A 24,655-nucleotide genomic window follows, 5' to 3' on the forward strand; every position below is an offset into this window, starting at 1 on the left:
TCAGGCTCCTTTGCCGTCACGTTGCCCAATCGCAACCCCGGTGACAAGATGCCCGGCCACTTCGGCGAACCGCCCCGGCAGGCTATCGCCGACGGAAAACGGGCCGATGGGGTGCAGGAATCTCGCGTCAAAGCGCCCTGCGGGCGGATCGAACGTCACATCCAGAACCTCAAACCCAAAGAGCTGCCCCGTCAGCGGAAACTGCGCCTTGTAGGCGGCTTCCTTGGCCGCAAAGATCATCAGGCCAAGTTCCGCCAGCGGGATACCTGCATGACGGGATATTTCCACATCAGAACAAATGATTGGAATGATATCTTCATCCAATCTGTGAAGCTGTTCGGCATCGAGGCCCAGCGATCTGACGCGGTTTGACACAACCGCCAGGCAAAGCTGCCTTGTATGGGTGATGCTGCCTGCCAGCCCCTGCGGCCAGTCCGGCGCGCGGTTGGCCTGAACCGGGACCGCCTGTGCGGGGCAACCGGCATCCTGCATCGCCATCCGCGCGGCGGCGCGGCCCGCTGCGAATTCGTTGCGGCGGGCGGGAACTGCCCCTGCCAGCGCTTCGGCTTCCCCCGCCCAGACCGGAGGTTGTGGCGCGCTCGGATCGGTCAGGCCAAGGCCCACCGGCACATCGAACAACCCGCGCACCGCCCGTTCAATTGCTTTTGCATCAGGCATCCGCTGTGCGCCGCCCTGCCCGCATGGCACGACGTTTCTGAACGATATCAGCAGTTTCGGCAGGCAGAACCGGCGCGGCATGGCGCATTTCCGCGCCCCTTTGCGGTGCAGGCTCTGACGGTGACGGCTGGCGCTTGCGCCTTGTGCCACCGGTGGCCTTGTCCAGATGCCCGGCCAAGGCCCCAAGGGTCGGAAAGCGAAAGATGTCGGTGATCGACAGCGCCACGCCGCCCAATGCCGCCTTGATGTCGCGGTGCGCCTGTACCGCCAGCAGGGAATGACCCCCGAGGGAAAAGAAGTTGTCCTCCGCCCGGATGTCGGCGACGCCCAGCAGCCCGGTCCAGACTTCTGCAATGCGCTGCACCGTCTCTGCGCTGCCTTGTGTCGGCGCGTCCTCGACCCGATCCGGCGTGACCGCTTTGGGCCGGGGGGCTGCACCCCGCGCTGTCGGTGCGGGCAAGGCCTTGCGGTCAATTTTCTTGTTTGGGGTCAACGGCATGGCAGCCAACCCTACCACGGCGCCGGGGACCATGATGGCAGGCAGGTCCTGCATCAACGCCGCCTTCGCGGCCGCCTCGCTTATCGCGTTGGCGGGGGTGACATAGCCCACCAGTTGCGCCCCGCCGGGACCGTCGCGCGCGATGACAACGGCCTGTGTGACACCCGGCAGGCCCGCAAGCCGCGCCTCGATCTCACCCAGTTCGATCCGGTGACCGCGTATCTTGACCTGCGCATCGGCGCGGCCTGCAAAATGCAGGCATCCCGCCGCATCCCATGACACCACATCACCGGTGCGGTAGAGCTTGCCAGCGCCAAAGGGATTGTCCACGAACCGCTCTGCCGTCATCTCCTCGCGGTGCCAGTAACCGAGGGTGACGCCGTCACCGCCGATCCACAATTCCCCAGCAACACCAGCTGGTTGCGGCAGCATCTTTTCATCCAGGATGAAGACCTGCGTATTGGCGATGGGCGTCCCGATGGGGGCTGTGACATCTGCGGCATCCGCCACCATCTGCGTGGTTGACCAGATGGTTGTTTCGGTCGGGCCATACATGTTCTGGATGCTGGCCTGTGTATGCGATTGCAGCGCCGCGACCAGTGAGCCGGGCAAGGCCTCCCCCCCGATCATCAGCTGTTGCACCCCTGCCAGGGCCTGCTGCGCTTCCTCGTTGATGACCAGCATCTGCGCCATCGAGGGGGTGCATTGCAGATGCGTCACCCCATGGCGCTGGATCTGCGCGGCGATGGAGAAATCATCCGCCGCCAGCGTGATCTCGCGGTTGGCTTCGGCCAGCACCTGCGCCAGCGGTTTCAGCCCTTCCAGCACATCCGGCACCGGAATGCCGTAGTCGATCAGGCAGGCAACCTCGTCCACGCCGATCGCCTTGAGTTCTTCAGTACGCGCCAGCCCGTCCGCCACGGTGCCGAACATGCCGCTGTCGTTGAAATACCGCTGAAAGGCGAATTCCAGAATCGCGTCCATTTCCTCATCGGACAGGCCCTCAAGGTTGACGTCAAAGGGGTTGGTCGCGCCTTCGGGCTTTTTGAAGGCGGGGAAGGCCCAGGCGTATTGCTTGATCAGACCGGCGGCGGAGCGCAGGTAATCCTTCATCGGCTCGCGCGCGACCTCTTCGGCGGCTTCGCGGGTGTCGTCGAGATAGGTGTGCAGCATCACCGTGACCGTGAAATCCGCCGGGTCATGGCCCGCCTCGCGCAGGGCGGCGTGGTAGATCTTGATCTTGCCCGCGACTTCCTCGACCGATTGGCCCAGCAGGTGGGTCAGCACATTGGCCCCGATCTCGCCCGCTTCTTTCCAGGTCTGCGGGTTCCCGGCGGTTGTGACCCAGATCGGCAGCTTTGCCGAGACCGGGCGCGGCTGGGTGATGACGGCGTGGGGAGTGCCGTCTTTCTTTGGAAATTCAACCGCTTCCCCGGCCCAGAGCCTGCGCAGCTGGTCGATGGCTGCATACATTGCGGGCTTGTTTTCGGGCGGCGTGTTTTCTGGGCGCAGCACGAAGTCATCCGGCTGCCAGCCGCTGGCGATGGCCAGCCCGACGCGCCCGTTGGTCAGATTGTCGATCACCGCCCATTCCTCGGCGATGCGGGCGGGATGGTGCAGCGGGGCGACGCAGGACCCGGCCCGGATCGCAAGGTTCGAGGTCACCGCAGCAACCGCGGCGCCGGTGACAGAGGGGTTCGGATAGGGGCCACCAAAGGCGTGGAAATGCCGCTCCGGCGTCCAGACGGCATTGAAGCCGTGGGTGTCGGCGAACCTCGCGCCTTCCAGCAAGAGTTCGTATTTGGCAGGGCCGACGCCATCGTCGTTGCCCCAGTAGAAGATGTTGAAATCAATGGCGCGCGCTGACCGCGCAAGGGGGCCATTCGACACCAGCGTGCGGCTTTCGTCGCCGGTCAGCACGAGCTTCACGCCGCGCGAGATGGTCCAGAACAGTTCCAGCACCGAGATGTCGAAAGACAGCGAGGTGACGGCCAGCCAGACCGACGCGCTGTCATGGTCGATGCGGTCGTCCATCCCGGCAAAGAAATTGGCGACATTGCCGTGGCTGACCATCACCCCCTTGGGCGTGCCGGTAGAACCGGAGGTATAGATCAGATAGGCCAGATCGTCGGGGGTGGCGCGGGCATCGGGATTGTGGTCGGGCATGGCCGAATGATCGGCACCCACCATCACGGTTTTCGCTTCGTTTTCAGGCAGCTGCGCGGCGATCTTCGCCTGTGTCACGATCAGCGGTGCTGCGCTGTCGCTGATGTAATGCGCAATGCGGTCGGCTGGATAGGCCGGGTCGAGCGGGACATAGGCCCCCCCCGATTTCAGGATCGCCAGCGCCCCGATCATGAGGTCAGGCCCCCGCGTGCAATAAAGACCGATGGGCATGTCCGGTCCGGCCCCCTCTGCCAGCAGGGCATGGGCCAGCCGGTTCGCCGCGACATTGAGCGCGGCATAGGTGAATGTCTGATCCTCGAACACCAGCGCGACCGCATCAGGCGTGCGGGCGACCTGCGCCTCGAATGCGGCATGCACGGTTGTGCGGTCATAGGCGCGGTTGGTGGCGTTCCAGCCGGTGAGCATCTGCTGCATTTCACCTTCCGGCAGCGCCCAGAGCGCCCCGCTGCTTGTGGCATCCGGCAGCGCGGCAAAGGCGGTGTTCAGGCGGTCGGCAATCAGGCGGGCCGCATCGTCGGGGACCCGCGCGGCATCGTAATGCAGGCTGCCGGACAGGCTGACCGTCAGGGCGGTGCCGGGGAACAGCGCCTCATCCTCGGACAGGCCGACGTCGGGCATCGCGCCTGGGTCGACTTGCGGGTCCCGCAGGCCAAGGTCGGCGGCACGGCCCGTGCTGGCGCGCGCGCGTTCCATTCCCCTGGCGATCCGGTCGGCAGCGGTTGTGAGCGGTGTGTCATCCTCTGCCGTGACGGCGAGGGGCAACCAGGGTGCCAGCAGCGGGTTTGTCGTGTCGGCCTGCACCGCCAGTGTCGCCGCCACCTGACCGGAAGAGCGCAGCGCGACAAGCGCCGCGATGCTTGCGATCTGATCGGCATTCAAGGCGCCGGTGGTCAAGGGGATGGAGGCCGGTTCTGCCGGGCGGGTGGCGGCCCCTGCCAGCAGCAGTTTCAAGGGTTCATTTCCCGCCAGAACCCCGCGCCAATGTGCCTCATCCGCGACCGGGGTATCCGGCAAGGACGGTTTTGGCAGCACGTCCCCGACCTTCAGCCATTGGGTCAGGTCCACGGGTGTGCCGCTGAAATCACTGAGGTCGCTCAGGCGCACCGCCTGTGTCGCCGTGCCCAGGGTGACGGCATTGCGGGAAAGCTCCAGCACCGTGCCGGGGGCGGCGGTCTGCGCCGTGACCTCAAGCCCGCCGACCACCAGAACCGCATGTTCCAGCGCCAGTTTCGGCAGGCAGAGCGGGTTCCAGTAGTCACCGAAATCCAAGCCCCGCATCAGCGCGGACAGATCGGCGGCGGGGCGGGTCAGGTTCAGAACGCCCTGCCCCTCTGGCCGCTGGTCGCGGGCGAAATAGCTGCGCTGGCTCAGGTCCTGCGGCCTGCGCTCAAGGCTACCCGCCTCAAGCTGTGACAGCACCGCGCCAAAGCTTTCCATCCCGGCGGCGTAACATTTCGAATTGAGGCTGAAGGCGGTCTCATCCGGCGCGATGTCGATCATCTTCTGCGCCAGCAGGTCGCCCTCGTCCACGCCGCCCTCAATCAGGTGCCAGCTTATGCCATGGGTTTTTTCGCCGTTGATGACGGCCCATGCGGGGGTGTTGAGCCCGGCATAGGCGGGCAATGGTCCGTCGTGAAAGTTGATCGCGCCCTTGGCTGGGATCGCCAGCACGTCGTCGGGGATCATCCGCAGATTGGCGATGCTGAGCAGCCAGTCGGCGCTCACGTCTGCCGCCAGCAGATCGCGGGGGGCTGTGAGCGTGGCAATCCCCTGCCCCTCGGCCCAGCCGCGCACAGCGGCATCGCGCGTCACAACCGCCGCGATGCCATGCCCCCCGGCCAGGATCATGTCGCCACAGGCGATGGTCAGGCTTTCATCCCCGATCAGGATCGCGCTGAAACCGGCGGGCTGGAAAGTGGCGGTCATGTTCTGTCCTCCGTAGCGGGGCGGCGGGGTGTTGCGGTGCCGGATTCGGTGCGCAGGCCAAGCCCGTGCCGCGCAAGATCGCGGGTGAAAAAGGCGGGGTCCTGCGGCCTGCGCCCGGTGAGGGTGCAGCGCAGGGCGTGCAGCGCCGAGCCGGTCAGCCGCGCGCCCCATGCGGCGGCGGCATAGGCCCGGCCATGGGTCTTGATGAAATAGTGGCGGCGCGAGGCGAACCAATAGGCCGGCATGCGCTGCCATTCCTTCATGCCGGTGGAGACGGAGCCGATGTGGACCACTTTGGCCTCTGGCACGTACCAGCAGGACCAGCCCGCGTGCGCGCCGCGCTTCATCAGGTCGGTTTCCTCGAAATAAAGAAAGAAGGTCTCGTCAAATCTGCCGATTTCATCCAGTGCCTCGGCGCGGATCATCACGCTGGCCCCTGCGGCCCAGTCCACCTGCGTGGTCTGTTCCGGCAGCGGGGGGGCCACGATGGCATGGCGCAGCAGGCGCGAGACGGGGCCGAAACGCACCGCGCCCTCGAATTCTCCCGCGATGGAGGGGAAGCGGAAGGCGGTGGTATGGGGCAGATCATCCTCGCCCCGCACATGGCTGGCGGCGAACCCGGCGCGCGGATGGCGCGCCATGTGGTCCAGCAAGGTTGCGATGCAGCCCGGATCGGGAAAGGCATCGGAATTCAGCAGATAGAAGAAATCCGGCGCGCTGCCGTCGGACATCTGTTCGGCCAGCCCGATGTTGCAGCCCGCCCCGAAGCCGCCGTTGTGCCCCGACAGGATCAGCCGCACCCGCGTGCCCAGATTCCATTCGGCCAGCGCCTGTTCGAAAATCCCCATCGACCCGTCGCCGGAGGCATTGTCGACAATCACCAGTTCCGCCGTTTCCGGCATGTCGGCCAATGCCGCCCTTGCCGCGCGCAGGGTCATCTGCGGGGTGCGGTAGTTCAGCAGCACAACAAGCAATCGGGGGTCAGCCATCATTCCGCCGCCGTCGCCTGCAGGTCATCGTGATGCACCAATGCGGCGGCAATCACCTCGCGCAACTCCTGCGCCAGAACCGTCACATTCGGGGCCAGCACCATGCTGACGTGATCGCCCGGCACTTCGATCACCTCCATATGCGGCGCGTATCTGCGCCAGTCGTTGTCCGCAAAGACATATTCGCGTTCGGCGCTGACCCAATTGCCGTTGGTCACCTGCCAGTGGAAATCCTGCGGCGGGCGGAACAGGGTCATCGGCCCGTCCCAGGTTGGCGTCTGATACTGGCCGACCGCGTTCAGGAAGGCCGCCTGAATCTTGTGGTTGTTGAACTCCGCCCCCGGCGCGTCCTGTCCGGGGCTGTGCAGGCCCTTGCGTTTCTCCATCTCCCAGGCCCAGCGGTTGCGCGCCCATTCGGCCAGATATCCCGGCCCCTTGGCGCGCAGTTCCGCCAGTTTGATCAGCGCCTTGTCGGGGCGGCTGAGCGACGGGCGCACCGGCAGCGGCGTGTCGAGCATCGCCAGCACGGCCACCTCATCGCCTGCCGCGCGCAACTGCTGTGCCATTTCATAGGCGGTGATCCCGCCGCCGGAATAGCCCGCTAGAAGATAGGGGCCTTCGGGTTGCAGGCGCTTGATTTCGTTCAGATAATCCTCTGCCGCCTCGGGGATTGTCGCATGGGGCTGGGTCTCTCCGATCAGGCCGCGCGCCTGCACGCCGATCACCCGGCGTTCGGCGCTGAACGGCAAGGCCATATGGCGCAGGTTCAGCACATTGCCGAACATCCCCGCCACCACAAAAAGCGGTGCCGCCTGCTTGTGGCTGCTCTGGTTCAGCGGCACCAGGAATTCGAACTTCTCCGGTGCCACGACCCCGTCGCCGCCACCGCCTGAAACCTCGCCCGCGCCGCCGGTTTCCGCCGCGATCAGGGCGGCGCATTTCGCGATGGTCGGGGCCTCGAACAGGACCGAGATCGGGAATTCCACCTTGAACGTGCGTTTGACGTTGGCGAACAGGCGCACGGCGATCAGCGAATGCCCGCCGAGATCAAAGAAACTGTCCTCGACCCCCACGGGGCTGACGCCCAGCAGGTTCTCCCACATCCCGGCCAGACGTTCCTCTATCCCGTTGCGGGGCGCGACATAGCTGCCGTCCAGATCGGGGCGATCAAAGCTCTGACCGCTTTTCACCGGGGCCACGGCGGGCAGATCGGCCTGCGCCATCAGCGCGGACAGCGGCAGGGAAGAGACCATGACCTGCGGGCGGTTCAGCGCCATCGCGCGGCGCAATGCCTCCGGCCCTTCGGCAGCGCGGATGCCTTGCGATACCAGATAGGCCAGCCGTTCCTCGGCGGCGGAGAGCGGCGTGTCGTCCCGGCCCTCATCCTCAAAGCGGACCTCGGCCGCGGTCAGGGGGGTGGTGCCGAAACCGCCCTCAAGGCGTTTCATCGCAAAATCGCGGACCTCGACCAGCACCTTGCCGGACGGGTCGGTCAGGGTGACGTCGAAACGGGCAAAACCATCGCTGGCCTTGCCGGAGGCGAGCCGCACATGCGAGCGGATTTCGGCAGGCAGGCTGCCATGCACCCGGATCAGCCCATAAGAGACCGGCACCCACAGATGTGTCGCGCCATAGCCCGGCACCAACGATATGGCCCAGCCGGTTGCAAGGTCCATCAGGCCGGGATGCAGGATATGACCGGCTTGCAGGTCCTCCCGCGCGTCATCCGGCAGGGCGAGTGTCGCAAGCCCCTCGCCCGCGCCAAGGGCGGTTTCGCGCAGCACATGCCAGCGCGGCCCAAAGGACAGATGCGCCTCCTGCGGGGAGATCAGGCGCGTCTCGCCGGCCCTTTGCACGTCACCGCAGCGCGCGGAAATCGCTGCGAGGTCCAGCGCATGGGGTCGCGCCTCGGCCAGCGGGGCCAGATTGGCCTGGGCGTTCAACTGCCAGCCCTGCTGGCCGCCAAAGACGCAATCGCTGCGCATTTCGGCGCTGAAGCCACGGCCCCGGCCCTGAAGCGTGATCTGCATCTGGCGCGCGTCGCCCTCGGCCACCGGCATGGCGCGCAGGAAATAGAGGTCTTCGATGTCAAAGGCCTTGAAGCCCTGCGCCGCTGCCGCTTCGGCCAGCAGTTCGATATAGCCGGTGCCGGGCAGGATCGCCTGCCCGTCCCTGGTGCGGTGCTGGTCCAGCAGCCAGTGATCGGTGCCCAGCGGGGCACTCAGCACCGGATCGCCGCCTGCATCCGCACCGGCAGATTTGATCAGCGCCGCATCGACCGGGCGGGGTGGCAGCACGTCGCTGGCCGCCCCCGGCAACGCATTGGCGGCCATGCCGACATCTGACCAGACCCCCCAGTTGACCGCGACAACCTTTGTCTTGCCGCCCCGGCGCGCGGCGGCAAAGGCGTTGAGCCAGGCGTTTGCGGCCACATAATCGACCTGCCCCGCCGACCGGGTCGCGGTGGAGGTCGAAGAGAACAGCACCAGCAGATCCAGCGCGCCGTCGGGCAGCAACTGGTCCAGCACCCGCAGACCCTGCACCTTGGGCGACAGGACCGCATCCATCTGGGCATCGCTCTTGCCCAGCATCGGCGCATCGTCCAGCACACCGGCGGCGTGGATCACCCCGGTCAGCCCGCCGTGCCGCGCTGTCAGATCGTCAATCACCCGGCGCATCTGGGCAAGGTTGGCCACATCGCCGCCCGCCACCTCGACGCTGCCGCCTTTGGCTTTTGCGATCTCTTCCAGACGCATCACCGCCTGCATCCGCCGCGCAGAGCGGTCGGCGGTGCCGTTTTTGGCGATATGGGCCTGCCAGGTGGTCCGTTCGGGCATGGCATCGCGTGCCAGCAGCACCACATTGGCCTTGTGCCGGGTCAGGATATCCGCCGCGAGCGTCTGGCCGATCCCGCCAAAGCCGCCGGTGATCAGATATGTGCCGCCGTCGCGGAACTGCGCTGTTTCAGCCGGGGCCAGCGGCAGGGGTTTATAGCCCATCTCGAACCGCTTTTCGCCGCGATAGGCCGCAATGCGGTTGGCGGGGGTGACCATCAGGTCCTCGATCAGCCGGTTGGTCAGGTCAGGTTGGGGAATTGCCGGGGCGGATTTGGCGAACCACCCTGCCCGCGCGGCCAGCGGCGGCACCGGGTCAAGGTCGATCTGGGTCGCGGTGACACCCGGCACTTCGCGGGTGATCACGCCGACCGGGCCGGACACCAGCGCCTTTTCGGGATGCGGCAAGGGTTCATCCGTCACCTGTGCCGCACCGGTGGTAAAGACGCTCAGATGCAAGGGCGCGTCGATGCCTGCCTCGGTGATGGCCTGTGCCAGCCAGGTCAGACTCCAGAAGCCCTGTTCGATGTTGCGGTCAAAGGTGCTTGAGCCGGGGCGCGGGGCGACCTGATCGTCGGTCAGCCAGAAATGCGCGATCCGGTCGGGCATTTGCCCCCCCTCGCGCAGGGCCGCGATCAGCTGGTCATAGCCCGCCCGCCCCTGTTCGGCGGCAAGGGTGAAACTGTCATCGCCGGTGCTGGCAAAGGCATCGCCCGCGCGGACCGTGACAACCCGGTGACCGGCTGCGCGCAGCTTTGTCCGCATCGGGGCGGAAAGCCCGGCCTCATCCGCGAAGAACAGCCAGGTCAGCGGCGTTGCTGCCAGATCGGCCACTGCATCCACATCCACATCGGCAAAGGCAGGCCGCCAGCTTGGCACCGCACCCCACTCGGCAATGTCATCCGCCCGCGTCAGCGCAGGCGCGGCTGCGGCGCTGACCGCCTTGCCCGGTTCGATGAAAAAGCGCGCGCGCTGGAACTGATAGGTCGGCAGCAGCACCCGGTTGCGCCGCGCCTCGCCCCAGATCTGCGACCAGTCGGCATTGACGCCGCAGGCCCAGAGCCGCGCGAAGACGGAGATGAAATAGACATCATCGGCGATGTTCTGTTCGGGATGCCGCAGCGATGACATCACCTGCCCCACGCCGACATTCGGATGCATCATCGCAAGCGAGGACAGCGCCTTGCCCGGACCAACCTCCAGATAGACCCGTTTGCGCGCGGCGCTGAGCGTGGTCATGCATTCGGCGAAGTTCACGGTATTGCGCAGTTGGGCGACCCAGTAATCGGGGTCAGTCGCCTGTTCCGGCGTGATCATCTCGCCCGTGCGGTTGGAGGCAAAGGGCATCTGCGGCGTTTGCAGGTTCAGATCCCCAAGGAAGGCGCGGTAGCGGTCAAGGATGCCTTCCAGCATCCGGCTGTGCGCGGCAATGTCGATGGCGATGCGCCGGTGGTCCAGCCCCGCCCCGGTCAGCCGGTCCTGCATGGCATCCAATGCGGCCTGCGGGCCGGATACGGCGATCAGTTCAGCGGCGTTCACCGAAGCAATGTCCAGATCCTCGCCCAGCAGCGGTTCGATCGCCGCCAGCGGGGCCGAGATTGACAGCATGCCGCCTGCGGGCACTTCGTCAAACAAGCGTCCGCGCAGCAGCACCAGATCAATCAGGTTCTCGAATGTCATCACCCCCGCCAGACAGGCCGCGACGTTTTCGCCCATGGAATGGCCGACCATGGCGGCGGGTTTCACGCCCCATGACATCCAGAGCCGCGCCAGCGCATATTCGGTGATGGCGATCAGCGGCAATTGCACGGATGGTTTTTTCAGCGTCTCGTCCGCGGCCTGCACCTGATCCGCATCCGGCAGCCAGAGCGCGCGAATGTCATAGTCGAGCTGCGGTTGCAGATGCGCCAGCCCGCGGTCCATCCACTCGGCAAAGACCGGCTCTGTCTCGTAGAGGTCGCGCGCCATGCCTGCGTATTGCGCGCCGCCGCCGGGGAACATGAAGACCACTTCCGGGCTCTCGCCCAGCGCATCATGGGTAAAGACGCGGCGGGCATCGCCTGCCTCCAGCAGATCGGCGGCCTGCGTTGCGGTTTCGGCGACTACGACGCGGCGCTTGTCAAAGGCGCGGCGGCCCTGTTTGAGCGTAAAGGCCACATCGGCCAGCGGCTGTTCGGGATGGGCGCGCAGATGGGCGACCAGGGCGGCGGTATTGGCATCCAGCGCCGCCTTGGTATGGCCTGAGATCACCAGCGGCTGGAACGGCCAGTCGCTGGCGTCAGAGGCGGCGCGCGCCGGTGCTTCCTCGATGATCGCATGGGCATTGGTGCCGCCCACGCCCAGCGCGTTGATCGCGGCGCGGCGCGGGGTGTCGGCGGGCGCCCAGTCGGTCAGCTGGTCGTTGACGCGGAACGGGCTGCCCGCGAAGGGGATTGCGGGGTTCGGGGCCTCAAACCCCAGGGACGGGGGAATTTGTTTGTGATGCAGGGCCAGTGCGGCCTTGGCAAAGCCTGCGACCCCGGCGGCGGTGTCCAGATGGCCGATGTTGGTCTTGACCGACCCGATGCGGCAGAAATCCGTGGCGTCGGTCTCGCTCCGGTAGGCTTCGGTCAGGGCCGCCACCTCGATCGGGTCGCCCAGATAGGTGCCGGTGCCGTGGCATTCGACCATGCCGATGCTTTGCGCCGCAACTCCGGCGGCATCCAGTGCCGCCGTGATCGCGGTGGTCTGGCCATCGACCGAAGGTGCGAGATACCCCGCCTTGGCCGCGCCATCGTTGTTGACCGCCGATCCCTTGATCACCGCCCAGATGTGATCGCCGTCCGCGACCGCATCGCTGAGCCTGCGCAGCGCCACGCAGCCCGCGCCGGAGCCAAAGACGGTGCCCTGCGCGCGGTGGTCGAAGGCATGGCAATGCCCGTCGGGCGACAGGATTTCGTTTTCCTTGAACAGATACCCCCGCCCCTGCGGCAATTCGATGGTCACGCCGCCCGCCAGCGCCATGTCCACCTCGCCCGCGCGCAGGGCGGCGCAGGCATAGTGGATCGCCACCAGCGAGGTGGAACAGGCGGTCTGGAGGTTGATCGACGGCCCCTTGAGGTCAAACACATGGCTGACGCGGGTGGACAGGAAATCCTTGTCGTTGCCGGTGTGGCGCAGCAGGAACATGCCCACATCGTCCACCAGGTCGGGGTTGGAGCAGATGTTGAAATAGAAATAGCTGCCCATGCCGCAGCCCGCATAAACGCCGATGTCGCCGGGAATCGTTTCAGGCGGATGGCCCGCCTGTTCCATCGCTTCCCATGCCACTTCGAGGAACTTGCGGTGCTGGGGGTCGAGGATTGCCGCATCCTTGGGAGAAAAGCCAAAGAAGTCTGGGTCGAAGGTCTCGAACCCGTCCAAGACAGCGGCGGCGGGCACGTAGTTCTTGCGGGCGATGTTTTCGGGGCTTTCGCCCGCCTCCAGAAGCTCCTGCTTGGACAGGCGGCGGATGCTTTCCACGCCATCGCGCAGGTTGGCCCAATAGGCATCGACACCGGCGGCACCGGGGAGGTTCACGGACATGCCGACAATGGCAATGTCTTCACCGGTCAGGGTGCGGTTTTTTGACGTGCTCATTTTCAAATCACCCCATACCTGAAAGCGCGGCAGATTTGGGCCCCATATTCGAGTTCTGAAATACCGGGCGTTTCAACAGGGCAATTGCGGCAATTTTATGCCCTATTTTATCGAACCCTCATATTTTTAAGAGGTTTTGCAGCAAGTTCGACGGTTCACGGATCTGGTTTAGCACAACAATCGAGGGGCTGTCCGGGGAATTTTGCCGCAGATGGAAACAGTCGCGCCACATTTGCCAGAATCGGTGGTTTTGGCCGGACAGAAACGGGAGGTTGGCAGATCCTGCGGTGCGCAGAAGGTCCGGTTGGAGGCCTTTCCGCTTCCCCCCGCGCGGAATCAAGGCCGCAGGCCGCCGCGCATCGCCGGGCCGTCCCCTGGCACGGCGATTTGGCTGCTGTTGTCTTCCATGGATAGCTCGGAAGTGCTTGGCTGCCATTAAGTGCCATTCACCGAGGTCGGATCGCCGAACCACGGCCCGTCAATGCGCGGCTTGACGTTTCGTAGCCAACAGCAGCAATCTCCGCACACCGGACATAAACCTCTTGCCAGAACCCACGCGCCAAAAACCGTGGTTTTGCCCCGGGTCAAAGCACCGTGCGCTTGCCCTCTGCGCGGGTCCGGGACATCGCCGTTTGCCCCAGCGCATGGCGCGGGGCGGCCGCCCCCCTTGGCATCAGGCGTTCCGCATGCCCCAGCAACGCACCTGCCGTCAGCCAGGTCAGCGGTGTCAGCGTGGCATTCAGCAGCATGTCCACCATCGTCACCCCCAGGATCAGGCACAAGGGGGCCACCAGCGGCGACAGCGCCGCCTCGCCGTGCCGCCGCATGTAGAGCGCCAGCATCGCCAGCGGCAGGGCCAGCAGACCGAATTCACAGATGTAGCCCAGCCAGCCGAAGGTGCCGAAGATGATGATCCAGCGGCCATCCGGGATCGACAGGATCTGCCCGGTCTCGCCGTCGCGGATCAGGCTGCGGCCCCAGCCGCCCCAGCCGAACAGCGGCTTTTCCGCCGCCCGCGCCAGCAGTTGCTCCTCGTTGTTGAAACGGTATTCCAGCGATTGCGCGCGCGCGGGGTTGATCGCCTCGGCCTGGGCGATGATCGCGTCCAGCGGGATCAGCTGGAAGTTGCGCAGCATCGGATAGACCACCGCGACAACGGCAAAGAGCAGCGCCAACCGGACCTGCCAGCGCAGCGGCGCGAACAGCACCAGCGGGGTCAGCACCATGCCATAGGCCAGCGACGCAAGGCTTTTGCACAGGACCAGCAGCACCGCGAGATAGGCGACCACGCAGAAGCCCCGCAGCCGGCGTTCGGGTTCGGCCACCCGCGCCAGACCGGCAGCGGCAATCAGCCCGGTGCAGACAAACAGCGCCAGCCACAACCCATGCGGCAGGAAGACGATGGGTCTGAACCCGCCGTCGCGCATCATCTGCTCGAAGGAATGCTGGAAAAAGCCGTAGATCCAGACGTTCATCTGCGGGCTGAGGCGAATTTCGATCAGCGATGGCACCGAATAGATCAACGCCCCGACCATAAACGCGGTCAGCAGTTCGCGCAGCCCGCTTTCTGTCGCCAGAAACTGGCGCGCCAGCAGGAAGGGCACCAGGCTCAGCAGTTGCGCGATCAGCACCGACCCGATGTCGCGCACCGATTGTCCCGGCAGCTGGTCCACCATGAACACAATCGGGTCGGTATTGCGCAGCACCTCGAAAATGATCGGGTCGCTGTTGGTCAGCACGGTCGGAATGGCCGACAGGACCAGCCCCGCCACCAGCAACTGCGCCAGCCGCGCATCGGGCCAGAGGTTGACCCGGTATTTCACCCCGAACAGCAGGATCAACAACACGCTCAGATTGGGGATCGAGGTCTTGTCCATCGCCGGAACGAGCGGCAGGTTGAACTCTGCCAGCGGTGGCAGAAACAGATAGCCCCCCAGAATCGACCAGATCAGCGCACGGTCCAGCTTCTGGGTCCGGAACAGGATCAGACAGACCAGCGGCCAGATCAGCAGCATCAGATATGCAAGGCCGTTGGGCATGGGGTCCGGGCGTGTCCTGAGGTCGCGTGAGAGGGTCGAGCGGGTAAATTACCATCTGGCCCGCGCCCTGTCATCTGGGTAGATTTGGCAAAACCCCGGAGATCGACAAAAAGAACGCCTGCAAGATTTTGTTAATGAATAAGAATATATGGTTACCCATGGCGCGCCTGCCCTGCGCCCCGTGCTGCGCTTGGGCAGGTGACGTGTGAAATTTGGCACGCCCCCGGCCGAAGTCGCGGTCAATGTGCCGACACGCGCGGGATTGTTTCGCGCCGTCCGGGAAAAATTCGACGCCCGCGACGGATTCGCGCTGGCCACCCTGAACCTCGATCACCTGACCAAACTGCCCCGTGATCCGGCCTTTCTGGCGGCGTATCGCGCCCATGACATGGTGGTGGCCGATGGCCGCCCCATCGTCTGGCTGTCGAAACTGGCGCGGCAGCCGGTCGAACTCATGCCCGGCTCTGACATGATCCTGCCGCTGTGCGCCCTTGCGGCCGAGACCGGCACAACGGTTTCGCTGATCGGCAGCAGCGCGGCGGCGCTGAGGGGGGCGGCGCAGGCGTTGACGGACCGCACAGCGGGTCTGGAAGTCACCCATATCCACGCCCCGGCCTATGGGTTCGACCCGCAGGGTGCCACTGCCGATGCGCTGCTGGCCGAACTGGCCGCGTCGGGCGCAGGCCTGTGTTTCATTGCACTTGGCGCGCCGAAACAGGAGTTGTTTGCCGCACGGGGCCGGGAAAAGGCACCGGGGGTCGGCTTCGCCTCGATCGGGGCGGGGCTTGATTTTCTGTCGGGTCATCAGGTCCGCGCGCCGCGTGTCATGCGGATGCTGGCGCTGGAATGGCTGTGGCGGGCGCTGCAGGCCCCGCGCCGGATGGTGCCGCGCTATGCGAAATGTTTCGCGATCCTGCCGGGGCTTGTGGCACAGGCGTTGCGCCAGCGCTGACGTCCGGGGCTATTTGTATTCGATGATCCGGCCCCTGCGGCGGCCCAGCAGGTATTGCAACGCGCCTTGCGCCTCGGGGAATTTGCCCAAGACGGTGAAAGTCGCCTGCGCAACCCCGCCCCGCCGCGACAGGCGCAGCACCTGCAATGGATAGACCAGCAGCAGCAACAGCGCCCAGGGCGTCAAGAAAACCGCCAGAACCAGGATTGCCAGCGGCAGGCCCGCGCCCCAGGTCAGCGCGCGCCGGGTCTCGGTCACCCAGTGACGCTCGGGCGGGGCGCCGTGCAGCGCTGCTCCTTCGGCAAAGGCATGACCGGCCCGGCGCGTGCGTTTCCACCATTGGCCGAAGCGGGTGATGTCGGCATCATGCCAGGTCATCTCCGCCTCCAGCCGCCAGACCTGCCATCCCTCCGCGCGCAGGCGGACGCAAAGCTCCGGCTCCTCCCCAGCGATCAGAGTGTCGCGGTAGCCGCCGACCGCGCGCAGGGCTGCCACACGCATCAGCGCGTCACCGCCGCAGGCCCTGGCCTGCCCCACGGCTGTGTTCCATTCCGCGTCGATCAGCGCGTTGTAGGTGCTGGCCTCTGGGTGGCGCTCACGGCGGCGACCACAGGCCACGGCGGCCTGCGGATGGTCCGCCAGAAAGCTGCGGGCCGTCTCGATCCAGCCGTCGCGCAAGACGCAATCGCCATCCAGCAGCTGCACCAGTTCGGCATCGGCGGGCAGCGCCGCCAGCCCGGCATTGCGCGCACGCGCGGCGGTGAAGGGCTGCGTCATGTCCAGCGCGATCACCTGCGCGCCGCGCGCCTGCGCCGCCGCCACCGAGCCATCGGTGGACCCTGAATCCACATAGATCACCGGATCGGCGCGGCCTGACAGCGCATCAAGGCAGGCAATCAGCCGCGCCCCTTCGTTGCGGCCAATGACGATCGCCGCGACCTTCACGGCGACAGGTCCGCGAGGTGGTCGGCATAGTCCTGTGTCGTCACGGTAAAGCCCGCGCGCGCCAGCAGTTCCACCCGGTTCCAGCGCCGCGCCTCCAGCGAAAACAGGCTGACATCGGGGCTGTCCGTCAGCACTTTGGCGCGGGCCGCGTCCTCGCCATGGGCCAGATCGCCCGAGGACAGCGAGGCGGCATCACGGGCCAGCGGGTTGTTGGCAAACTTGTAATGCTGGATCACCGGCGTCACGTCCGACACCGTCACCCCCATCGACAGATGCGGATGCGGCGCGGGTGTGACACCCGGCCCGTTGAAGATCAGCGGATGTTTCGTCAGGCAGCAGTTTTCACCAAACACCTTGCCCCGCACCCCGCCAAAGCAGAATTTCACCGCATCGCTGGCAAGCCGGTTGTCGCGCAACAGGGCGGAAAAGGCGATGTCAGGGCTGTGGTAGTCAAAGCGGGTGATGTGGCTGATGTCGTAATAGACAAAATCGCGCAGCACGCGGTCATAGGGCAGATCGGCCACCTGCGACAGCGGCGCCTTGGGGAACATCTCCAGCATCTGCGCCGCCATCGCGGTATGGCCCCGCGCCTGCATATAGGTGGTCAGGGCGCGGATGCCGTGGGTTGAAGCCCCCTGAAAATCCAGGATCTCGTCCATATCCACGTATAGACACCAGCGGTTCTGCCCATAGGTCCGGGCGGGATAGGCGCGCAGCAGGTCCTCGTAGCCTGCCAGCGGCAGGGTGCATTGGTCGATCACCGTGCCCGGCTCTGCCGCGATCCGCGCGAGCGTTTCGTCGGTCGACCCGTTGTCGATGAAGACGAAATGCCGGATGCCGATGCTGCGGTAATGGTCGAGAAAGGCGTCAAGGTAATAGCTGCCGTTGCGCACCAGCACGATGGCGATCACATCATCCTTGCCGGTCTCCAGCGTGGTTGGCCCATGAACATGGCGCAGGGCGGCCGCGAATCGCGCGCGGCGGCGGCGTTCGGCGGCACGCCGTATGACACGGCGCAGGATATGAAGCGGTGTTTTCATGCGTCGGGTGATACGACAGCCCCGCGCAGGGGTCCATGACCTGGCTGCATCCGCCGTGGTTTTGCCGTGGCACTGTGGCCATGAAAGGCGTCAGGCGGGGTGTTGTCCAGGGGCATCCCGCGCGGATACCTTCCCGGCAAGATCGCGCAGGGAAGGATCATAAATTGTCTGGCGGGCGCGCCCGGCGTGTTTGGACGCATAAAGCGCCACATCCGCATCATCCATCAGTTCGTGCATTGCCGGGCTGATGCCGGATTGAATCCAGACGGTGCCGATGCTGGCGGAAATCCGGCACAGCTGCCCTTTGAAGGAAATCGGCTCTTCCAGCCGGTTGATGATGCGTCGCCCGACACGGCGCAGAATGTCATCGCCGCGCACATCCGCAAGTACGATGGTAAATTCATCCCCGCCGACCCGCGCAACCGTGTCCTTCTTGCGGGTTTCTTCAGCCATGATCCGCGCGACGGTCTGCAAGACATGGTCGCCCGCCGCATGGCCCAGGGTATCGTTGACGGCCTTGAAGTAGTCCAGGTCGATCTGCATGACCGCAAAAGGCACCTGGCCCGCCACCAAGCGCGTCAGCACAGTGTTCAGCGCGCGCCGGTTGGCAAGGCCGGTCAGCATATCGGTATCGGCCTTTTGTTCCGCCGCGACCTTGGCCCCCTGCAGGCGCAGGTTCAGGCGGCGGGATTCGTCCATCGCCGCTGTCTTTGCCTCGATCAGGTAGAGCATTTCGATGGCCAGATCCGTCGCCGCGAAATCGGCATTGCTGAGCGCATAATCCCGCACGCCATCGACAATCGAAATCCCGAACGACAGGTTCACGATCATCTTGCCATCCCCGTCCGGCAAGGGCACCAGCACCGCCTTGAGCGCGGTGTGCGGCGCGGCGCGCATTTCAAGATGCAGTTTCGCGCCACCCGACCGCTTCAGATCCTCCATGCTGGCGACGGCCCGTGGCCGGTTGACGGCAAACACTTCGAGAAAGCGGGCCCCGACCATCGGCCTGTCGCCGGTCAGCTTGCGGGCTGTCGGCCCGGCGTGGGTGATATGCCCTGTCTCGCTGATCACGATGTGCATGGGGCACAGGACATCCAGCACCGATGCGTCGCCAGGTCCCGTCATCCCGCCCGTGCTCCCAGTTCAAATGCACGTCCTTCGGCATAATCCGGTTCGATCAGCGAGATCGAAAGGGTTTCAACCCCCTGCACCGCGCCGGTCGGCTCAAGCAGGGCCAGGGCCCCGTAGTCATCGGCCATGGCGCGCAGAACCCCCATCATCAGATGGGCAAAACCGGCCACGTCGGATTTGCAGATCAGGCTGTATCGTCCATCGCCCACGGCGCGCAATTCGATCTGTGGCAGATGCAGGTCCGGGACCGCAAGCCGCGCCCGGTCCGGCAGGTCGTCCAGCGAATGCAGAAAATCCTCAAAGCTGACGCCCCCGAACCGCAACAGCCGACGCACCGCCTCAAACTTCGGGTCTGCCACGATGAAAGTGCCAAAATCCTCAAGCAGGTCGCCGCGGCTGCGCCGGGTGATATCGGCCAGCGCGTCCAGGACGGCATGTGTCAGGCTGTCCTCATAGGTCAGCATCGCCTCAAAACTGTTGAATGCCAATCCGGCATGCCGCACGACATCTTCCCATATGTGCGCGCCGAAACTGGCACAGATGTAGTTCTGGATGCTGCGGTTGATAAGACCGTGCATTGTTCCCTCATTCCCTTGGAGCCCCGCAGGCACCTTGGGGCAAAGGGATTAACAGAGGGTCAACATGTACAATTGTCGGTAAAGTTCCTGCCAGTCGGCTGCCCCGGAATCAGGACCCTGAAGCGTCCGGCCTTGAACATGAAACACTTGTTCGCTGCCTTCGCCTGCGGCGGGGCGCGAAAAGTGATCTGCGATGCCTCAGGTAAAAGGCCGGAGGCTCTAGAAATCTGTCGGTGCGCCGCCTTCGGCCTTCCGTCGCGCCACGAAATCGGCCAGTTCGTCGCGGATCGCGATATCCATCGGGGGCGGCTCGAAACTGGTGACGATATCCTTGAACATGTGATGCGCACGCTCGGGCGTCCAGATGGCGCCTGCGGCCTCCCAGCCCTCGTAGTTCTTCCAGTCCGACAGGAAAGGTTGGTAAAAGGCAGTGGTATAGCGGTCCTGGGTGTGCTGAATGCCAAAGAAATGGCCCGCATTCCCCACCGATTTGATCGCATCCAGCGCGATCTCATCCGGGCCGGTGGCGCAGATTTCCGGCTGCATATAGCGCTGGATCTGTTGCAGGACTTCGCAATCCATGATGAACTTTTCAGGGCTGGCGATCAGCCCGCCTTCGAGCCAGCCTGCGGCGTGATACACCATGTTGGTGCCGGACTGCACCGCCGCCCAGAGCGAATTGGAGGTTTCCCACATCGCCTGCCCGTCCGGCACATTGGCCGCGCAGACGCCGGAGGACCGCAGCGGCAGGCCATAGAACCGCGCCAGTTGGCCGGTCATCTGGGTCGCACGCATATATTCCGGCGTACCAAAGGCGGGCGCGCCCGATTTCATGTCCACGTTGGAGGTGAATGTGCCGATCGCAACCGGGCAGCCGGGCCGGATGATCTGCGCCAGCACCACGGCGCAGAGCGCCTCTGCCAGCGACTGGGCCACGGCACCGGACATGGTGACAGGGGCCATTGCCCCCGCCAGCGTGAAAGGTGTCACCACCAGCCCCTGCCCCCGCCGCGCCAGCCGCATCCAGCCGTCCATCATCGGGAAGTCGTGCTTCAGCGGCGATGTGGAGTTGATGTTGGTGTACATATGCGGCGTGGCGTCGAATTCATCATGGGTCAGACCGCCCGCAATCCGCACCATCTCCATCACGTCCTCGACCCGCTCGCGGCCCAGCGAATAGGCGTGCATGACCTTGTCGGTCAGCGTCAGCTTGTCAAAAAGCACATCAAGGTGCCGCACCGAGGCATGCACATCGACCGGTTCGACAGGATAGCCGCCTGCAAAGTGGATGCAGTTGAAATACTGCGTCAGCCGCAGCAGATCCTTGCACATCTCGCGGGTGCCGGGGACCTTCTTGCCAATCGCGAGGTCCCAGTAGTTGGGCGGCGAGGACACGTTGCCGAACAGCAGGTTCCTGCCGCCCACGGTGATCTGGCGGTCGGGGTTGCGCGGGGTCAGGGTGAATTCGGAGGGCGCCTTGCCGATCCATTCCATCACAAAGTCGCGCCCCATGCGGACGTTCTCGCCATTCACGGTGCAGCCCGCCTTGCCCAGGATTTCCAGGGCCTCGGGGTTCAGGAACTCGATCCCGATCTCTTCCAGTATCCGCATTGCGCCATCGTGAATCGCCGCGATGCCTTCCTCGTCCAGCGGCTCGGTGGGGCGGTCGATATTGACCGGCGGGTTCCAGGGCATCTGTTCGATGACCGCGCTGCCTCGCCGGGTCTTGGCCCCCGCGCGCCCGCCGCTGCGCGTTTTGCGTCTGGGTTGGGTCTCTGTCATGGTTGCTCTCCTGAGGTTGATCTCAGAAAGCCCCAGCCCATCGCCCACATCCGTTCCGTTCGCGACGGAAGATGTCGCTTCCGGGCCGCCGCTAGTCGGTTGGCGGAATTTGAGCGTCGAGCCAGGCGGGCAGATGGCCGATATCGGGCAAGACCACATCGGCCAGCGGGGCCAGCGCATCGGCTGTGGCCATGCCGGTCAGGACCGCGACACAGACCATGCCCGCCGCGCGCCCTGCAACCAGATCATGCGCGCTGTCGCCGATCATGGCAATCCGTTCAGGCGGCAGGCCCGTCGATGTGGCAAAGGCCTGCATCTGGCCCGGCGTGGGTTTGGCCCCGTGGCCACTGTCGAAACCGGCAATGAAGTCGAACAGGCCTTCGATCCCGGCCGCCGACAGATGCGCCCGCGCAGGCACAATTGCATCATTGGTCGCGACACCAAGCGCCAGCCCGCGCCCGCGCAGGACGTTCAACAGGGGAATCAGCGGCACCGCCTCGCGCTGCGGCGCGCGCGCGGCTTCCTCGTTCAACACCGTGATCAGCTGCTGGCCCGAAAACTCGGGGAAGGACGGCAGCAACGCTTCGGTTACTTCTCCGGGCGTGCCTGCGATGACGATGCTGTCAGGCGCAAATACCCCCGCGTCATGGTCAAAGCCGATCCGCGCGCCCGCGCGCAGCGCGCGTGCATGATCGCCGTCGCACAAACGGTTCAGGAACGCCGTGGCCCAGGCCTCCCATGTGGCGGCAAAGTCGAACAAGGTGCCATCCTTGTCAAAGAGCAACCCTTTGATTTCACTCATGTCCAATTCACCTGCTCACCACCGGGCAAGGCCGCCCGTGCCATCATCGGCCTGTCGTAGGATGCGTTGACTTCATCACAGAAGGCGACCACCCAGGCATCATCCATCATCAGGAAATCCAGCACCCCGCCCAGAAAGGCAGGATCGGTCGCGCGATCCTTCAGGTCGGTTTCCGACGCCCCGGTACTGCCCAGGAAAACCGGCAGAAGGTCGTCATTGCCGACCAGCCAGGCCAGCGCATGCAGGGCAAAGCTTTCGGCGGACTCTCGCGTATTGGACATGGCTTTTCCGGTTTTTAGGGTTCCAGCAACGCTTTGTTAACCAATGAGTTCAAGAAAGAACCTATGGAATGCGTTCTTACATCACGCGGAGGTCGGAGGCATGCAAGGTAAAATCCTCATTGCCGATCCGATTGTCACCAACCGCATCGTGCTGAAGGTCAAACTGGCCAGCGCATTCTATACGGTTGTCCAGGCGGGTACGATTTCCGAAGCGGTGGAAATCGCGGCATCCCACGCGCCGGACCTGATCATCAGCGCGTTGGAATTGCCGGACGGGTCCGCCGCGGACCTTTGCAGGCAACTGGCCAAATGGCCCCAGACCCGGCAGATCGGCATCCTGGCGCTGGCTGGTGCCATCGACCATGCCACGCGCATGGCGACGCTGGAATCGGGCGTGCATGATGTTCTGGTCAAACCCTATGACGAGACTTTGCTGCTGAGCCGGGTGCGCAGCCTGATCCGCACCTACAATGCGGAGGCGGAGTGGCAGATACGTGACGATACCACACGCGCATTGGGCTTTGCTGAAGCGGAGGTTTCCTTTGCGCCGCAGGGCGAATTTGTGCTGGTGGGCCAGGACAGGGCCACGATCCAGCGATGGGCAACCGGGCTGCGCCCCCTGCTGGGCGGCAAGATAACCCTGGCCAGCGGCAAGGAGGTCATGAGCAAGCGGCTGGACGGTGCCCCGCCGGATGTCTTTGTCCTTGTCATCGGGCCGGAAAGGACAAGCGCCGAGGACAGGTTGCAGCTGATCTCTGCCTTGCGGTCAAATGCCAGGACGCGGCATTGCGGCATCCTTGTCCTGCAAACGCGGCCCGATGCCACACTGGCGACCAATGCGCTGGACCTGGGCGCGGACGACCTGATGATCGACGGTTTCGACGCTGCCGAACTTGCCCTGCGGCTCAAGGCGCTGCTGCGGCGCAAACGGATGTCGGAAAAGCTGCGCCAGACCGTGCGGACGGGGTTGGAGGCGGCAGTCTATGACCCGCTGACCGGGCTGTACAACAGACGCTATGCAATGCCACATCTGATGCGCGTGGCAGAACAGGCGCGCGGCACGAGGCGGCCCTTTGCGGTGATGGTCTGCGATCTGGATCACTTCAAACGCGTCAATGACCTGTACGGCCATGCCTCTGGCGACGCGGTGCTGATCGAGGTTGCCAAACGGCTGCGCGGGTCCCTGCGGGCGATGGATATGGTGGCCCGGATCGGCGGCGAGGAATTCATGATCGTGATGCCAGCCACCACCCTGCCAGCGGCGCGCAAGGCCGCGTTGCGCCTGTGCGACCTGATTGGCGAACGCCCCTTCGACCTTCCCGGCAGCCCCGAGCCTGTCCGCATCACGATCAGCATCGGCATGGCGCTGGACACCCTGCCTCAATCTTCTTCGGAAACTGCCGAAGTCTCGGCGCAGGATGCGGGGGCCAGACTGATGGATCAGGCGGACAAGGCGCTTTATGCCGCCAAGGTCAAAGGCCGCAACCAGGTCAAGCTTGGCCGCCCTGCGGCCTGACCTGCCAAAACGGCCGTGATCGCACTTGCGGCGCGGCTTGATATCACCCTGCCTGACCCGGCCAACGCGCCGCATCCGGCGCACTCAGCGACGCCACAACCGGGCCAAGCAACCGCCGCGGCACCATCATCAAAAGCGCGGGCGCTGAAACCTTGACCGTCATCGGCCCGGTGGCGTGGTTCGAGGTGCCCGACTGGACGCCCGGCGCGAAATCAAGCCCGTCGAGCGGCCAATGCAACCCCGTACTTTGCGCCGTGACAAAGGCCAGCGGAAACATTGAGATAACCTCTGATCGTTCCGTCGGCAGGCTGATACGGGGCGGCGCAAGGAACACAAGTTCCTCCGCCCCGAGCAGGACACAGGGACGATCTGCACAAACCATCAGCGTATGCAGGGCCGCCAATTGATGATCCATCCGCCCGCCGGTGAAACCCACCGCGATGACAACGGGGGCCGCGATGCGGGTCAGCGCCTTTTCGAAATCCGTGCTGTCCTGCTCCGTGATCAGATGCAGACGGTCGGACGGGATCGCGCGCCTTGCCTCGGGCGAGAGTGAGTCGAAATCCCCGATCACGGCTTCGGGCGTTACCCCTGCCGCCAGCGCCAGCGCCGCGCCGCTGTCTGCCGCGACGCAGCGGGGGGCCAGCGTCAATGCTTTGTGAAGGTCTTGCGGCGTAGCCTGCCCACCACCGACCAAAGTGATTGGACCGTCCCCGTGAACAATGCTCTTCGTTTTGGCAAAAACACCGTCAATCATGGCCTATTTGCCCTTATTCCGGAAACTGACCACATTCTGGCCATGAAATGATACGATACCTTGCACAGATTCGGACCGCTTTGGTCTTGGACATCATGGTA

At 64.9% G+C, this 24,655-nt stretch carries 15 protein-coding genes; 2 read left to right on the plus strand and 13 right to left on the minus strand.

Annotation, left to right across the window (positions count from 1 at the left end):
- From A8B82_RS13855 to A8B82_RS13880, 5 genes are all read right to left on the minus strand, one after another.
- Window positions 1–678 (minus strand): 4'-phosphopantetheinyl transferase family protein, encoded by a 678-nt coding sequence (locus tag A8B82_RS13855; protein WP_067293431.1) that lies wholly within the window; start codon window positions 676–678, stop codon window positions 1–3.
- Window positions 671–5,290, minus strand: a complete 4,620-nt coding sequence (locus tag A8B82_RS13860; protein ID WP_067293434.1) for a MupA/Atu3671 family FMN-dependent luciferase-like monooxygenase — start codon at window positions 5,288–5,290, stop codon at window positions 671–673. The genes A8B82_RS13855 and A8B82_RS13860 overlap by 8 nt, the downstream gene beginning before the upstream one ends.
- On the minus strand, window positions 5,287–6,279 hold the full coding sequence (locus A8B82_RS13865; RefSeq protein WP_138069766.1) for a glycosyltransferase family 2 protein: 993 nt from the start codon (window positions 6,277–6,279) through the stop codon (window positions 5,287–5,289). The genes A8B82_RS13860 and A8B82_RS13865 overlap by 4 nt, the downstream gene beginning before the upstream one ends.
- Window positions 6,279–12,731, minus strand: coding sequence for a type I polyketide synthase (locus A8B82_RS13870; protein WP_067293440.1), 6,453 nt, complete (start codon window positions 12,729–12,731; stop codon window positions 6,279–6,281). Before A8B82_RS13870 ends, A8B82_RS13865 begins: the two co-directional genes overlap by 1 nt.
- A gap of 584 nt (window positions 12,732–13,315) precedes the next feature.
- The gene (locus tag A8B82_RS13880; protein ID WP_067293445.1) at window positions 13,316–14,770 is read right to left on the minus strand and encodes a hypothetical protein; all 1,455 of its coding nucleotides are present in this window, start codon (window positions 14,768–14,770) and stop codon (window positions 13,316–13,318) included.
- A 205-nt stretch (window positions 14,771–14,975) separates the two neighbouring features.
- On the opposite strand from A8B82_RS13880, the gene A8B82_RS13885 reads away from it, so the two are divergent.
- Window positions 14,976–15,722 (plus strand): WecB/TagA/CpsF family glycosyltransferase, encoded by a 747-nt coding sequence (locus tag A8B82_RS13885; protein ID WP_067293448.1) that lies wholly within the window; start codon window positions 14,976–14,978, stop codon window positions 15,720–15,722.
- A gap of 9 nt (window positions 15,723–15,731) precedes the next feature.
- On the opposite strand, the gene A8B82_RS13890 is transcribed toward A8B82_RS13885, so the two are convergent.
- The 7 genes from A8B82_RS13890 to A8B82_RS13920 form a co-directional block, all read right to left on the minus strand.
- Window positions 15,732–16,667 carry a glycosyltransferase family 2 protein gene (locus A8B82_RS13890; RefSeq protein ID WP_067293451.1) on the minus strand — a complete coding sequence of 312 codons (936 nt, stop codon included), beginning with the start codon at window positions 16,665–16,667 and terminating at the stop codon, window positions 15,732–15,734.
- On the minus strand, window positions 16,664–17,707 hold the full coding sequence (locus tag A8B82_RS13895; protein ID WP_067293452.1) for a glycosyltransferase family 2 protein: 1,044 nt from the start codon (window positions 17,705–17,707) through the stop codon (window positions 16,664–16,666). Before A8B82_RS13895 ends, A8B82_RS13890 begins: the two co-directional genes overlap by 4 nt.
- Window positions 17,708–17,797: 90 nt before the next feature.
- Window positions 17,798–18,832: a GGDEF domain-containing protein gene (locus tag A8B82_RS13900; protein WP_201120815.1), complete on the minus strand. Its 1,035-nt coding sequence runs from the start codon at window positions 18,830–18,832 to the stop codon at window positions 17,798–17,800.
- Window positions 18,829–19,416, minus strand: a complete 588-nt coding sequence (locus tag A8B82_RS13905; RefSeq protein WP_067293455.1) for a heme NO-binding domain-containing protein — start codon at window positions 19,414–19,416, stop codon at window positions 18,829–18,831. The genes A8B82_RS13900 and A8B82_RS13905 overlap by 4 nt, the downstream gene beginning before the upstream one ends.
- Before the next feature lie 219 nt (window positions 19,417–19,635).
- Window positions 19,636–21,198: a trimethylamine methyltransferase family protein gene (locus tag A8B82_RS13910; RefSeq protein WP_067293456.1), complete on the minus strand. Its 1,563-nt coding sequence runs from the start codon at window positions 21,196–21,198 to the stop codon at window positions 19,636–19,638.
- 91 nt (window positions 21,199–21,289) lie between these two features.
- Window positions 21,290–22,000 carry an HAD family hydrolase gene (locus A8B82_RS13915; RefSeq protein WP_201120817.1) on the minus strand — a complete coding sequence of 237 codons (711 nt, stop codon included), beginning with the start codon at window positions 21,998–22,000 and terminating at the stop codon, window positions 21,290–21,292.
- Entirely contained in the window at window positions 21,997–22,281 is a 285-nt protein-coding gene (locus A8B82_RS13920; protein WP_067293462.1) for a DUF3572 domain-containing protein, read from the minus strand. The genes A8B82_RS13915 and A8B82_RS13920 overlap by 4 nt, the downstream gene beginning before the upstream one ends.
- A gap of 100 nt (window positions 22,282–22,381) precedes the next feature.
- Here A8B82_RS13920 and A8B82_RS13925 point away from each other — a divergent pair, with 100 nt between their 5' ends.
- A complete protein-coding gene (locus A8B82_RS13925) occupies window positions 22,382–23,797 on the plus strand; it encodes a diguanylate cyclase domain-containing protein (RefSeq protein WP_067293465.1) in 1,416 nt (471 codons plus the stop codon).
- Between the two features lie 43 nt (window positions 23,798–23,840).
- Here A8B82_RS13925 and A8B82_RS13930 read toward each other — a convergent pair whose 3' ends face one another.
- Window positions 23,841–24,554 (minus strand): thiamine diphosphokinase, encoded by a 714-nt coding sequence (locus A8B82_RS13930; protein ID WP_067293467.1) that lies wholly within the window; start codon window positions 24,552–24,554, stop codon window positions 23,841–23,843.
- Window positions 24,555–24,655: the final 101 nt, after the last annotated feature.

It is taken from the genome of Sulfitobacter sp. EhC04, from assembly GCF_001650875.1.
GTDB lineage: Bacteria > Pseudomonadota > Alphaproteobacteria > Rhodobacterales > Rhodobacteraceae > Sulfitobacter.